Source organism: Sinorhizobium sp. B11 (genome assembly GCA_039725955.1).
GTDB lineage: Bacteria > Pseudomonadota > Alphaproteobacteria > Rhizobiales > Rhizobiaceae > Rhizobium.
The window spans coordinates 1,706,789-1,720,117 of record CP091034.1 but is presented as its reverse complement, the minus strand read 5'-3'; the positions used below and the strand labels follow the sequence as shown (position 1 = coordinate 1,720,117).

Here is a 13,329-nt window from a genome sequence, read left to right as displayed (position 1 = left end):
GAAAGGCCCTCTCCTTATTTGTAGCAAACGGCTTTCACCGCATCGACCACTTCGCCGACATTCGGAAGCGCGAGCTTCTCGAGATTGGCAGCGTAAGGCATCGGAACGTCCTTGCCGGCGATCGTCAGGATCGGCGCATCGAGATAATCGAAGGCCTGCTGCATGACGCGGGTGGCGATTTCCGTGCCGACCGAGTTCTGCGGATAACCTTCCTCGACGGTAACCAGGCGACCGGTCTTCTTGACCGATTCGATCACGGTCGGAAGGTCCATCGGACGAAGCGTGCGCAGATCGATCAGTTCGACATCGATGCCGATCTTTTCGAGTTCGGCGACCGCCTTCGTTGCATAGGTCATGCCGATGCCGAAGGAGACGACGGTGACATCCTTGCCCGGACGATGGATGCGGGCCTTGCCGATCGGCAGAACGAAATTATCGAGCTTCGGTACATCGAAATGCTGGCCGTAGAGAATCTCGTTTTCGAGGAAGACGACCGGGTTCGGATCACGGATGGCAGCCTTCAGCAAACCCTTGGCGTCGGATGCCGTATAGGGCATGACGACCTTCAGGCCCGGGATCGCGCTGTACCAGGCTGCGTAGTCCTGGCTGTGCTGGGCGCCGACGCGGGCAGCAGCACCGTTCGGGCCGCGGAAGACGATCGGAGCGCCCATCTGGCCACCTGACATATAGAGCGTCTTGGCAGCAGAGTTGATGATCTGGTCGATCGCCTGCATGGCGAAGTTGAAGGTCATGAACTCGACGATCGGCTTCAGGCCGGCCATGGCAGCACCGACGCCGACGCCGGCAAAGCCGTGTTCGGTGATCGGGGTGTCGATGACGCGGCGAGCGCCGAATTCCTGCAGAAGACCCTGGGTCACCTTGTAGGCGCCCTGATATTCGGCAACTTCCTCGCCCATGACGAAGACGCTGTCGTCAGCGCGCATTTCTTCAGCCATGGCATCGCGAAGCGCTTCACGCACCGTCATCGAAACCATTTCGGTACCGGCCGGGATTTCCGGATCGTTCGGTACGAAAGCCTTGGGTTCAGCCGGAACTGGAGCGGCAGCCGAACCAGTATTCGTCGGCTTCTCTTCCTGCGCGACCTGAGGGGCGGCAACTGGAGCCGGCTGAGCGGCAGCCGGGGCTGCGGAAATCGCGTCGGCGGATTCGCCATCCTGTAACAGGACGGCGATCTTGGCATTGACCTTGACGTTTTCAGTGCCGGCCGGAACCAGCAACTTGCCGATGACGCCTTCGTCAACGGCTTCGACTTCCATCGTCGCCTTGTCGGTTTCGATTTCGGCAATCACGTCACCTGAAGTGACCTTGTCGCCTTCCTGCTTGAGCCACTTAGACAGCGTGCCTTCTTCCATCGTCGGAGAAAGGGCGGGCATGAGGATATCGATAGGCATGGGTTCCCTCCCCGATTAGAGCAGAATGTCGGTATAGAGCTCGGATGCATCCGGCTCCGGATCGGCCTGGGCGAAATCGGCGCTGTCGGCAACGATATCGCGGACTTCCTTGTCGATCGCCTTCAGATCGTCTTCGGTCGCCCAGCCCTTTTCCATCACGCGCAGGCGAACCTGCTCGATCGGGTCCTGCTCGGAGCGCATCTTCTGCACTTCTTCCTTGGTACGATACTTCGCCGGATCGGACATGGAGTGACCGCGATAGCGATAGGTCAGCATTTCAAGAATGATCGGACCTTTGCCGGAACGGCAGTGCTCGAGCGCCTCATCGGCAGCAGCCTTGACGGCGCGAACATCCATGCCGTCGACCTGAATGCCTGGAATGCCGAAGCCGGAACCACGGAGCGAATAGTTCGACTGCGCGGTAGCACGCGCCGTCGAGGTGCCCATGGCGTAGCGGTTGTTCTCGACGATATAGATGATCGGCAGCTTCCAGAGAGCAGCCATATTGAAGCTCTCATAGACCTGGCCCTGATTGGCCGCGCCGTCGCCGAAATAGGCGATCGAGACGCTGTCATTGCCGCGATAGCGGTTTGCGAAGGCAAGGCCGGTTCCGAGCGAAACCTGGGCACCGACTATGCCGTGGCCGCCGTAGAAATGCTTCTCCTTGGAGAACATGTGCATCGAACCGCCCTTCCCGTGGGAATAGCCGTTACGACGGCCGGTCAGCTCCGCCATGACGCCCCGGGCTTCCATGCCGGTAGCCAGCATATGACCGTGGTCGCGATAGGCGGTGATGACCTGATCGCCTTCCTTCTGCGCCATCTGCATACCGACGACGACAGCTTCCTGGCCGATGTAAAGGTGACAGAAACCACCGATGAAGCCCATGCCGTAAAGCTGGCCCGCCTTTTCTTCGAAACGGCGGATGAGCAGCATCTCGCGATAGGCCTTCAGCTCTTCATCGCGATCGAAATCGGCGACAGGGCCGCCATTCGATGCCTTGGCTGCAGACTTCGCACTATTTTTGCGGCTGGAAACGGTCGCGGTTTTGCGCAACGCCATTCAACCCTCCCTATGGGTTTATCGGTTCTCAGGTGGCGCGTACCATAGGGAAGAAAAACGACCACAGCAATGCCATAATTGCATGGCTCATATTCGCCGTTAAATTATTGATAAATAACAGGAATTTCAGATTAACCTAAATTCGGTTAATTGCGGTAATGATTGTAAATGACGATCTCGTCCGCGCGCGACATGTTGAGCTGATACCGCGCCTTTTCGTCGAGCATATCCTTGTCCAGCGAGCCGTCACTCAAGAGCGCAACCTGCGCCTCCAGATGCTCACGCTTGGCCTTCAGCACAGCCAGTTCCTTCTCGCGCGCAACACGCTGGCGCTCGAACGCCTCCGTCGCACGCAGACCATAGTCACCGTGAATGCAATGATAACCGAAATAGGAGAGGAAGGCGACCGTCATGGCCGGAATGACGAAGCGACCTGTCTTTCTCTTCTTATGATGCTTTGTCCACATACACGCATGCTCTAACGCATTACCAATCATTTCAATCTAACGCGCAGAGATTAACCGTTCGTTGACTCTGAGCCATTCCCGGCCAGACTCAACAAAAAACCCGCGCCGGAGCGCGGGTTCCAAATGGCTGATTTATAAGCGCGTATTAGGCGCGGATGATGGAGCGGCCGGCGTACTGAGCCTGCGGGCCGAGACCTTCTTCGATGCGGATCAGCTGGTTGTACTTGGCAAGGCGATCCGAGCGCGACAGCGAGCCGGTCTTGATCTGGCCGCAGTTGGTGGCAACTGCGAGATCGGCGATCGTGGAGTCCTCGGTTTCGCCGGAGCGGTGCGACATGACGGCGGTGTAGGCTGCCTTGTGCGCCGTGTTGACGGCATCGAGCGTTTCCGTCAGCGAGCCGATCTGGTTGACCTTGACCAGGATCGAGTTGGCGACGCCCATGCGAATGCCGTCGCGCAGGCGAGCCGAGTTGGTGACGAACAAATCATCGCCAACCAGCTGGCACTTCTTGCCGGCGAGATCGGTCAGAGTCTTCCAGCCTTCCCAGTCGTCTTCAGCCATGCCGTCTTCGATGGAGATGATCGGATACTTGGCAGCGAGTTCTGCCAGGTACTCGGCCATGGCGCCTGGCTCGAGCGTGCGGCCTTCGCCTTCCAGTACGTACTTGCCGTCCTTGAAGAATTCGGTCGAGGCGCAATCGAGGCCGAGGCACATGTCGTCGCCCGGCTTGTAGCCGGCTTTCTCGATCGACTTCATGATGAAATCGAGGGCTTCCGGAGCGCTCTTGAGGCCCGGTGCGAAGCCGCCTTCGTCACCGACGTTGGTGTTGTGGCCCTGTGCCGCCAGCTCCTTCTTCAGCGTGTGGAAAACTTCCGAACCCATGCGGACGGCTTCGCGGATCGAATCTGCGCCGACCGGCAGGATCATGAACTCCTGGAAGTCGATCGGGTTATCGGCATGCGCGCCGCCGTTGATGATGTTCATCATCGGGACCGGCAAAAGGCTTGCGGAAGCACCGCCGACGTAACGATAGAGCGGCAGGCCGGCAGCCTGCGCTGCAGCCTTGGCGACAGCGAGCGAAACGCCGAGGATGGCGTTGGCACCGAGGCGCGACTTGTTTGGCGTGCCATCGAGTTCGATCATGATCTTGTCGATCTGGATCTGGTTTTCAGCATCGATGCCGCCGATGGCGTCGAAGATTTCGGTGTTGGCAGCTTCGACAGCCTTTTCAACACCCTTGCCGAGATAACGCTTGCCGCCATCGCGGACTTCGACGGCTTCGTGCGCGCCGGTCGAAGCACCCGAGGGAACAGCTGCACGGCCCATGCTGCCGTCTTCGAGATAGACGTCGACTTCGACGGTGGGGTTACCACGGCTATCGAGAATCTCGCGGGCGATGATATCGGTAATTGCAGTCATGGTCTCTTCCTGCTCGGTGGGTGGATAAATCGTTTGAAATCGTCTTAATCGAAGGCGTACAAATTACAAAGCCGCAATTTTGCACGTTCAGCAGCGCTTCAAACGTGGCCTATAGCACATTCATGTCAGGGTTTTGAAGGGAACGGCAGTCGCCGGTCAGCATATCCCACCCATCGAAAGATGATAAACAGTCCATCCGGGCAGAATGTTGGCAGGCCGCCACCGTCGATAGCAACCCACGGCTGAAAATCCCTGGAATAGCCCCAATTTTGGACGGTTACACGCCCCTTGATTTTAGCCTTCGGTAACCATCCCGGCTTAATTTTAATACCCGTGTGAGATCCTCAGAAGTCAGTCGTTTCAACCCTTGGGGCGATACGGAACGGCAGGGATGAAAAGCTGCAGCCTCGCGCCAAAAACAACCAGAACGCGATTTTATCGACTCTCTTGGCGGCATTTCACATGGGGCACAGATGAAACTCAATATTGCACGCAGCCTTGCCATTTTCGGTGCCGTTGTCATCCTCGGACTGGTGACCTCCATCGGCTTGCAGAACTACGCACTCAACATGCTTCGTGTGAACGGGCTGATGTATAAGCAGATCATCTACGGCAAGGATCTTGTCGCCGATATTCTCCCGCCGCCGCTCTATGTCATCGAACCCTACATGCTCGCGCTCGAAGCCGTCGAGCAGCCAGCCTCGGCAAAGGCCAATATCGAACGCATCCAAACGGTTCTGAAGTCAGCTTATGAAGACCGCCGCAAATATTGGTCCGAAACGCCGCTCAGCGCCGATCTCAAGCGCAAGCTTCTCGACAACGTTCTCGTCAAGGGCGACGCGTTCTGGCAAGTCATGAACGAGGAGGCGATACCCGCAATCGTGAAGGGCGACAAGGCCGCCATCGAATCGGCGCTCCCCAAGCTTGCTACGAATTTTCATGTTCACGAAGCGGCCGTAAACGAACTCGTGGCGATGGCCAACGCCTTCCAGATGGACGCCGAAAAGCAGGCAGCGGAACAGACGGAACTGCTCTCCGCCGTTACGCTATCGGCCGCCGCGCTTTCCTTCGTGATTATCGTCGTCGGGCTCTACATGTTCCGCCGGCGCGCAATCGTGCCGCTATCGGCGATGCGCGATTATATGGCGGTGCTTGCGAGCGGCGACTATTCCCGCGAAGTTCCCTATGTCAGACGATCCGACGAAATCGGAGAAATGGCGCGCGCGGTCACGGTCTTTCGCGAATCGGCAGAAGAACGCAACGCCATACGCGCGCTTCAGGACGAAGAGCGGCAGGCACAGATGCGCCGCGATGCCGAACTCGACGCATCGAAGAGCGTGGAGAATGCCACGCGCCAGCGCGTTATTGAAAGCCTGAGCGCAGGCCTGGAACGTCTCTCACGCGGCGACCTGACCGTACGTCTCGACGAGCAGTTCGCCAATACTTACGAGAAGCTTCGCGAGACCTTCAACACCAGCATCATCATTCTTTCCGATGCCATGAAAGACATTTATGCCGCCACGAATACTGTCGGCGACAGTTCGCGCGAAATCGCGCTCAGCACCAATGATCTGGCACAGCGCACCGAGAGCCAGGCAGCTTCCCTCGAACAGGCGGCTTCGGCACTGGATCAGATCACGGTCACGGTGAAAAACTCCTCGGAGCGGGCCCATGAAGCCAATGCGATGATGTCAGCCACGAAGGAGAGCGCGGCGCATTCCGCCGAGATCGTTCGTGAAGCAGTGACTGCCATGGAGAAGATCGAGGACTCAGCGGTCAGGATCGGCGATATTATCAACGCCATCGATGAGATCGCCTTTCAGACCAATCTTCTGGCGCTCAACGCAGGTGTCGAGGCAGCACGCGCTGGAGACGCGGGCAAAGGCTTTGCCGTCGTCGCCCAGGAAGTCCGCGAACTCGCCGGACGCTCCGCCAATCTCGCCAAGGAGATCAAGCTTCTCGTCGAGACGTCGTCGCGACAGGTTTCCGCGGGCGTTGCACTTGTCAACCGGACCGGCGAGGCACTCGGCGACATCGACCGCCAGGTGCTGCAGGTGACGGCGCTGATCGAAGCGATCGTGCGCTCGTCTTCGGAACAGTCGGTCGCGCTCGTCGAGGTCAACGCTGCCGTCAACCGGATGGATCAGGTGACCCAGCAGAACGCGGCCATGGTCGAGGAAACGAACGCCGCCTGCCAGGAGCTCGGCACTGAGGCGTCCCAGCTCGGGCGCATGCTCTCCCGCTTCGCACTGGAGGAAAGGCGCTCGTCCCGCGCGGCAGCCTGATGCCGCCTGTCGTTCAGGCGGCCTTGGCGATCGCGTCGAAGGCGAGAAGCTTCTCGAGAAGCCGCGGCATGTCCTTGAGGTAGACCATGTTCGGCCCGTCGCAGGGGGCGTTATCGGGATCCTGATGGGTCTCGATAAAGACACCGGCAACGCCGACGGCCACGGCTGCACGGGCCAGCGTCTCCACGAACTGCCGCTCACCGCCGGAGGTTTCCCCCTGCCCGCCGGGCTGCTGGACTGAATGCGTGGCGTCGAAAATGACGGGCGCGCCCGTTGCTGCCATGATCGGCAGGGAACGCATGTCGGAGACTAGCGTATTGTAACCGAAGGACGCACCACGCTCGCAGAGCAGAATGTTCGGATTGCCGCTCTGGTTCAGCTTGCCGAGCACATTCTTCATGTCCCAAGGCGCCAGGAACTGGCCCTTCTTGACGTTGATGACGCGGCCGGTCTTGGCAGCGGCAACCAGGAGATCCGTCTGGCGAGACAGAAAGGCTGGTATCTGCAGGATATCGACGACCTTACCCACTTCGGCGCATTGTTCTTCGTTGTGGATGTCGGTCAGAACCGGAATGCCGAGTTCTTTCTTGAGATCGGCGAAAACTTCCAGCCCCTTTTCAAGGCCGACACCGCGTTTGCTCGACAAGGAAGACCGGTTCGCCTTATCGAAGGAGGTCTTGTAGACGAGCCCGATGCCAAGCTTGGCGCAGAGTTCCTTCAATGTGCCGGCAACCATGAACGCATGATCGCGGCTTTCCATTTCGCAAGCGCCAGCAATCAGCGACAGGCGTGAAGCATTGGAGAAGGTGACCTTACCGGCGCCTTCGCCGACCGTCACCACGGAGTTGGTAGTAGAGCTCATGATGTTTCCTCAAAGGCGAAGAGTACGCCCTGGCCGGGCGCAGGCTTCACCAGAATACGGTTGCCCTTGCGTGTATAAGTCACCCCGTTAGCAGCCAAATGCGCTTCTGTCACGGCCAGATCGCCGACAGCAAAGCGGATCGCCCGACCGCGCAGACCACGATCGGTATCCGACGTGGCAAGATCGAAATAAGCCTCCAGCCCTTCCGGGGTCATCAGGCTGATCTTTGCGTTTCCGGTGGGCACGTCCAGCCCGAAACTCGTGAGCTCAGTAGATGCGCCTTTTGCCACGGAGCGAACGAACTCACCGAAGGCTGTCGGCTCGGGGGCCGCGAGCGCGATCTCGGCAATGCCTGTGACACCATTGGCATGGGTCTCAAGCGCGGTCCGGTCGGCAGGAAGCGGATTAACGCGTTCGACTGCGAAGAGAAAGAAATCCGGTGCCCGCAGGTCGCCAGCGAAGGCCAGCCGGAAGCCGGCAATATTCTCGGTGCCATCCGGCATTTTAACAGGGCGCTCGAACTGCAGCACAGAACCGGCACTCAGACTGTCCTTCACGAATCGAGCATGTTCGTGCTTTGCATCTGCCGTCGCAAAGGCAATCGCGGACAGTCCTTCGCTGCCGCAGCGGAAGCGAAAAGCCTGATTGCGGGCGGTGAACACATTGCCATCGTGTGCTGCCTCCTCGCTCTCTTCGACGCTCGCGACGCCCAGGGGCTCCAGATAGGTTTTGTCGGCAAAGAAAACGCAGGCATTTTCGGTCCCAAAAGGATGACGGGCATCCGGCGCCACGGTGAAACCAAGCTTGCCCAGTCTTTCGCGGGCAAGGTCGATATCGGTAACCGGCAAAACGAGATGATCGATTGCAAGCGTATCTCGGCTCATTAGGTCCCCTCCAACAGTCACAAGGAGATGTGCTTCAGCAGATGTTGCGAGACAAGGCCGGGAAGGCCCGGGCGCGAGAAAAATAAAATTCTCACCAGAATGGACAGAAGTTTTACGAAAATTTAGCTACTTGCGGAACACATATGGAACATATAGTGTCCGTTCTGGATTTGTTTCAAGACTGGGGTGCACGCCATGCTTACGCGCAAACAACAGGAACTCCTTCTTTTCATTCACGAAAGGATGAAGGAGTCAGGCGTTCCTCCGTCTTTCGACGAGATGAAGGATGCGCTGGATCTGGCCTCGAAATCCGGTATTCACCGGCTGATCACGGCGCTTGAGGAACGCGGCTTCATTCGCCGGCTTCCGAACCGCGCACGCGCGCTCGAAGTCATCAAACTGCCGGAGGCCTACAGCCCCAGCCTGCAGCCACGTCGCGGCTTTTCACCGAGCGTCATCGAAGGCAGCCTCGGCAAGCCGCAGCCCGTTGCAGCGCCTGCTCCGGCAAAGCCAGCGCCTGCTGCCGATAACGGCAACTCGGTCTCCGTCCCGGTCATGGGTCGCATCGCGGCCGGTGTGCCAATCTCGGCAATCCAGAACAATACGCATGACATCACCGTTCCTGCCGATATGCTCGGCTCCGGCGAACATTATGCGCTCGAAGTTCGCGGCGACTCGATGATCGAAGCCGGCATCTTCGATGGCGACACCGTCATCATCCGCAATGGCAGCACTGCCAACCCGGGTGATATCGTCGTTGCCCTCGTCGACGACGAGGAAGCAACACTCAAGCGCTTTCGCCGCAAGGGTGCATCGATTGCGCTTGAGGCTGCAAACCCAGCCTATGAGACCCGAATTTTCCCACCGGATCGAGTGAAGGTTCAGGGAAAGCTCGTCGGCCTCATTCGCCGCTATCACTGACTGGTGACTGGCTTGCGTCTGTGAATGTATCGCTGCGCCAGTCATAGGCGCGGTGGCGCATCCAGGGGCGTTGCAATGGGCCGAATGCGGTTGCGACATCGATTCCACTATCTGTGAAGCGAAGCTCGACAGAACCTGTCTTGCGTAGCGTCTCGCCGGTAAAGAGCAGCGCGCCGGAACGACAACGGTCCAAGCGCAATCGGACAGGGGTTACGACAATATCGGCCGTATCGCAGGCCGGCCCGAGGTAGGCAGCATTTTCGATGACAGTCAGTTTCTTTCCATTGCCTAGCAAGGCGGTACACCAGGTGCGCTTTTGGCAAGAGAATCGTGACGTTGGGCTGATGGCGAGTGCCTGCCTCATTGCCTCTCTGGCTTCATTCTGTTGATCGGTTGACAGCTGCAATCTTTTGCCATCGGACATGGTGGGTGTCTTGGTTGCTTGAAGCATAACCGGCTTCTGATGCTCTTCGATGGCAAGTGCCCTCTGCCATTGTTCGAAAATGAAGGCTGGCGGCTTTTCGCGGTTTGAAGCCATTGCCTCTCCATCGATTACAGCGACCAGGCTGCCGTCTTCCGAGATGGCGACGTCGGGCATCGCTTCTGATGGAATCAACACAACGGCGAACGTTGAAACAGTGATTATTGCGGTTCCGATATGCCGCAACCGGCTTCTGAGCAAGGTCAGCAACAGGAAGCCGAAGACGGCTGCCGGAAAGTACCAGCCGGGTAAGCGGGCAACATCTATATTGCCGCCCCAACCCGCCACCGCCTTTGCAATAGCGATTACCAGGTCGAGCCCGAAGCCCGCCACCGGCCATAGCCAGCCATCCAGACCAAAAGGCATCAGCAGCATCGCCAGCATGCCGGCCGGCATGACGATGAAGGAAATAACCGGCATGGCCGCGAGATTTGCCGGCAGGCCATAAGCAGTCAGCCGGTGGAAATGCTCGATCGAAAACAGCGCCGTCGAGAAACCACCGATGAGAGACGTCAGGAAAATGCCGCCGAAGAAGCTGCCGACCATGAAGAAGGGTTTCATGATCGGAAGTTTGGCAAAGGCGTTCTCCCGCATCGGCCGCCCTTTCCAGAGGTCGTACCCGGCGACAAGGGCAAGTGTTGCGGCGAAAGACATCTGGAAGCTCGGTCCGAGCACTTCCGATGGTGAGACCGCGAGGATCACGAGAGCCGACAGCGCCACGTTTCTGAGGCTGATAGACGGCCGGTCGAAGAAGACGGCAACCAGCATGATCGCCATCATGATGAAGGCGCGTTCGGCTGAAACGGCAAAACCCGAGATCAGATAGTAAGCCGTCACCGCAGCGAGTGCGCCGGCTGCCGCGATCTTCTTGGTCGGCCACGCCTGCGCAATACCCGGAAACAGGCTGAGAGTCACGCGCAGCCCGACAAAGAAGATACCGGCAGAGAGTGCCATATTGAGGCCGGAGATCGCCACGATGTGGGCAAGGCCGGACTGCCGCAGTGCCTCCGTCGTTTCATCCGAGATCGCTCGTCTCTCATCGGTGACAAGTGAAGCGGCAAAGGCCCCGGTGTCGCCCGGCAGAGTGGAGCGGATCCGATCGCCGATGCCGCTTCGCAGGCGGTAGAACCACTCCAGGACGGTCTCGCCGACAGAGCCCGCCTGTTCCGGCTGTTCTGTAACCTTCTTCGGTGCTCCATAGAAGAAGCCGTTAGCACCAATGCCGTCAAAATAGGCGCTGAAGGCAAAATCGTTGAGGTGAGGAAGCGCGGGTCCTGCCGGAGGCGTCAGACGCGCCCTGCCCTCTATGATATCGCCGAGTTCAAAGGGCCGGGCGGCGCCGCGTACGAGCACAGAGATGCGCTCGGGCGGACGCTTGATTTCGGGGGCGTCCGTGCCGGTGACGTCAAGGATATAACGCCAGCGCCCTTCACCATCGCCTTCTCGCCGTTCGATCCGGCCAGTCAGCGTTGTCGTCACGGCTGAATCGAGGATCAGCGTCCTTGCCCGCCATGTTTCGATCTGTGCCGAGAGCATTCCGCCGGCAAAGAGAAGCAGGGCAAGCAGTATTGCCCGCAGTCTCGTCCGGGCGTGGCCGCAGAGCGCAACGGCAATGAGGAGAACGAGCAGGCAAAGGCCGAGCGAGACCGCCGGAACGTTCGAGGCTGCCAGAAACCAGGTCGCAGCACCCGCACCAAGGAAGACCGGCGAGAAGAGAACGAGGCGACCGTGGCCGGCTTCTTCGGCCGCCATACGCACGGACGACCCGGCGTATCGTTTTGCACGGTTGCCAATCGCCATCGAAACGGGATCGCAACCTGCGTCCGAACCGATAGAGGCACAACGGCGCGCGGCACGACACCAGCAAAATCCATATTTTCATCAATGGATTGCTCGTACCGTTCTCTTGTCTCCAACCCCGTCATAATCGCCTGGACCCGCCCCCGGATACCGTCAGAATGCAACCTCAGATCAAAACGCGCAAACAATAATCGATTGAAATACGAGGAAAATTCACAGGAGCGAAAAAACCAGTCAAATCATGGTGTTCTGCTATGCATTCAGCTCATCGCTGCACTGCCTAAAAGATGATGCCGCGATGCACAAAATGGCATCACGGTAACTTGGCATTAGCTTCCCGATCATATAGCTATCGCTGAGGACGCTTAACTCTTATGGCGCTTTTGCGGCGCCACCGCCACTCCGGAGGATCAGCATGACGGATCAAAGCGCTACAATCAAAATCGGTGAAAAATCAGTCGACCTGCCCGTGCGAAAAGGCACGGTTGGACCTGATGTCATCGATATCGGTGCACTCTACAAGAACACGGCTTCCTTCACCTACGATCCCGGGTTTACGTCGACCGCATCCTGTGAATCGAAGATCACCTATATCGACGGTGACGAGGGTGTGCTGCTGCATCGCGGCTATCCGATCGAGCAACTGGCCGAACACGGCGACTTCCTTGAAGCCTGCTACCTGCTGCTTTACGGCGAACTGCCGACCGCAGCTCAGAAGAAGGACTTCGACTATCGCGTCACGCACCACACCATGGTGCACGAGCAGATGAGCCGCTTCTTCACCGGCTTCCGCCGCGACGCCCACCCGATGGCCGTCATGTGCGGCTGCGTCGGCGCGCTTTCGGCCTTCTATCATGACTCTACCGACATCACCGATCCGCACCAGCGCATGGTCGCCAGCCTGCGCATGATCGCGAAGATGCCGACGCTCGCTGCCATGGCCTACAAGTACCATATCGGCCAGCCCTTCGTTTACCCGAAGAACGACCTGGACTACGCGTCGAATTTCCTGCGCATGTGCTTTGCCGTTCCGTGCGAAGAATATGTCGTCAATCCGGTGCTTGCACGCGCCATGGACCGTATCTTCATCCTGCATGCCGATCACGAGCAGAACGCGTCGACCTCGACGGTCCGTCTCGCCGGCTCTTCGGGCGCCAACCCGTTCGCCTGTATCGCTGCCGGCATCGCCTGCCTCTGGGGCCCCGCTCACGGCGGTGCTAACGAAGCAGCTCTCAACATGCTGACGGAAATTGGCACGGTTGACCGCATTCCGGAATATGTCGCTCGCGCCAAGGACAAGAATGATCCGTTCCGCCTGATGGGCTTTGGTCACCGCGTCTACAAGAACTACGATCCGCGCGCCAAGATCATGCAGAAGACCACGCATGAAGTCCTCGGCGAACTCGGCATCAAGGACGATCCGCTTCTCGAAGTTGCGATGGAACTCGAGCGTATCGCTCTGACCGACTCCTATTTCATCGAGAAGAAGCTCTATCCGAACATCGACTTCTATTCGGGTATCACGCTGAAAGCTCTGGGCTTCCCCACGACGATGTTCACCGTGCTCTTCGCTCTCGCTCGCACCGTCGGCTGGATCGCACAGTGGAACGAAATGATCGAAGATCCGGAACAGCGCATTGGTCGTCCGCGCCAGCTCTATATCGGCGAGCCGAAGCGCGATTACGTGCCGGTTTCCAAGCGCTAAGAGCTAACCTTTAGACAAAAAAGAACCCGG

At 58.6% G+C, this 13,329-nt stretch carries 10 protein-coding genes; 3 read left to right on the top strand and 7 right to left on the bottom strand.

The genetic code is table 11. The features are described from left to right. Positions 1–14: 14 nt before the first annotated feature. The 4 genes from LVY75_18405 to eno all read right to left on the bottom strand — a co-directional run bounded on the left by LVY75_18405 (position 15) and on the right by eno (position 4,361). Entirely contained in the window at positions 15–1,412 is a 1,398-nt protein-coding gene (locus LVY75_18405; protein XAZ25137.1) for a pyruvate dehydrogenase complex E1 component subunit beta, read from the bottom strand. A 15-nt stretch (positions 1,413–1,427) separates the two neighbouring features. Beyond that, positions 1,428–2,474: a pyruvate dehydrogenase (acetyl-transferring) E1 component subunit alpha gene (pdhA, locus tag LVY75_18400; protein ID XAZ25136.1), complete on the bottom strand. Its 1,047-nt coding sequence runs from the start codon at positions 2,472–2,474 to the stop codon at positions 1,428–1,430. 146 nt (positions 2,475–2,620) lie between these two features. Next, a complete protein-coding gene (locus LVY75_18395; protein XAZ25135.1) occupies positions 2,621–2,941 on the bottom strand; it encodes a septum formation initiator family protein in 321 nt (106 codons plus the stop codon). Between the two features lie 145 nt (positions 2,942–3,086). Then, positions 3,087–4,361 carry a phosphopyruvate hydratase gene (gene eno / locus LVY75_18390; protein ID XAZ25134.1) on the bottom strand — a complete coding sequence of 425 codons (1,275 nt, stop codon included), beginning with the start codon at positions 4,359–4,361 and terminating at the stop codon, positions 3,087–3,089. Between the two features lie 473 nt (positions 4,362–4,834). Here eno and LVY75_18385 point away from each other — a divergent pair, with 473 nt between their 5' ends. Then, positions 4,835–6,646 carry a methyl-accepting chemotaxis protein gene (locus LVY75_18385; GenBank protein XAZ25133.1) on the top strand — a complete coding sequence of 604 codons (1,812 nt, stop codon included), beginning with the start codon at positions 4,835–4,837 and terminating at the stop codon, positions 6,644–6,646. Positions 6,647–6,659: 13 nt separating this feature from the next. Here the strand turns inward: LVY75_18385 and kdsA are convergent, their stop codons facing one another. Both kdsA and LVY75_18375 read right to left on the bottom strand, forming a co-directional pair. Beyond that, entirely contained in the window at positions 6,660–7,508 is an 849-nt protein-coding gene (kdsA, locus tag LVY75_18380; GenBank protein XAZ25132.1) for a 3-deoxy-8-phosphooctulonate synthase, read from the bottom strand. Beyond that, positions 7,505–8,392, bottom strand: coding sequence for a VOC family protein (locus LVY75_18375; GenBank protein ID XAZ25131.1), 888 nt, complete (start codon positions 8,390–8,392; stop codon positions 7,505–7,507). Before LVY75_18375 ends, kdsA begins: the two co-directional genes overlap by 4 nt. 195 nt (positions 8,393–8,587) lie before the next feature. On the opposite strand from LVY75_18375, the gene lexA reads away from it, so the two are divergent. Then, a complete protein-coding gene (gene lexA, locus LVY75_18370) occupies positions 8,588–9,313 on the top strand; it encodes a transcriptional repressor LexA (protein XAZ25130.1) in 726 nt (241 codons plus the stop codon). Here lexA and LVY75_18365 read toward each other — a convergent pair. Beyond that, positions 9,294–11,594 carry a ComEC family competence protein gene (locus LVY75_18365; GenBank protein XAZ25129.1) on the bottom strand — a complete coding sequence of 767 codons (2,301 nt, stop codon included), beginning with the start codon at positions 11,592–11,594 and terminating at the stop codon, positions 9,294–9,296. The genes lexA and LVY75_18365 overlap by 20 nt on opposite strands. A gap of 415 nt (positions 11,595–12,009) precedes the next feature. Here LVY75_18365 and gltA point away from each other — a divergent pair, with 415 nt between their 5' ends. Continuing rightward, entirely contained in the window at positions 12,010–13,299 is a 1,290-nt protein-coding gene (gltA, locus tag LVY75_18360; GenBank protein ID XAZ25128.1) for a citrate synthase, read from the top strand. Positions 13,300–13,329: the final 30 nt, after the last annotated feature.

Bases quoted from the DNA above. Each gene is read 5' to 3' on its own strand.
- pdhA (XAZ25136.1), bottom strand. From the start codon at position 2,474: ATGGCGTTGCGCAAAACCGCGACCGTTTCCAGCCGCAAAAATAGTGCG.
- eno (XAZ25134.1), bottom strand. From the start codon at position 4,361: ATGACTGCAATTACCGATATCATCGCCCGCGAGATTCTCGATAGCCGT.
- LVY75_18395 (XAZ25135.1), bottom strand. From the start codon at position 2,941: ATGTGGACAAAGCATCATAAGAAGAGAAAGACAGGTCGCTTCGTCATT.
- gltA (XAZ25128.1), top strand. From the start codon at position 12,010: ATGACGGATCAAAGCGCTACAATCAAAATCGGTGAAAAATCAGTCGAC.
- LVY75_18375 (XAZ25131.1), bottom strand. From the start codon at position 8,392: ATGAGCCGAGATACGCTTGCAATCGATCATCTCGTTTTGCCGGTTACC.
- LVY75_18365 (XAZ25129.1), bottom strand. From the start codon at position 11,594: ATGGCGATTGGCAACCGTGCAAAACGATACGCCGGGTCGTCCGTGCGT.
- lexA (XAZ25130.1), top strand. From the start codon at position 8,588: ATGCTTACGCGCAAACAACAGGAACTCCTTCTTTTCATTCACGAAAGG.
- LVY75_18385 (XAZ25133.1), top strand. From the start codon at position 4,835: ATGAAACTCAATATTGCACGCAGCCTTGCCATTTTCGGTGCCGTTGTC.
- LVY75_18405 (XAZ25137.1), bottom strand. From the start codon at position 1,412: ATGCCTATCGATATCCTCATGCCCGCCCTTTCTCCGACGATGGAAGAA.
- kdsA (XAZ25132.1), bottom strand. From the start codon at position 7,508: ATGAGCTCTACTACCAACTCCGTGGTGACGGTCGGCGAAGGCGCCGGT.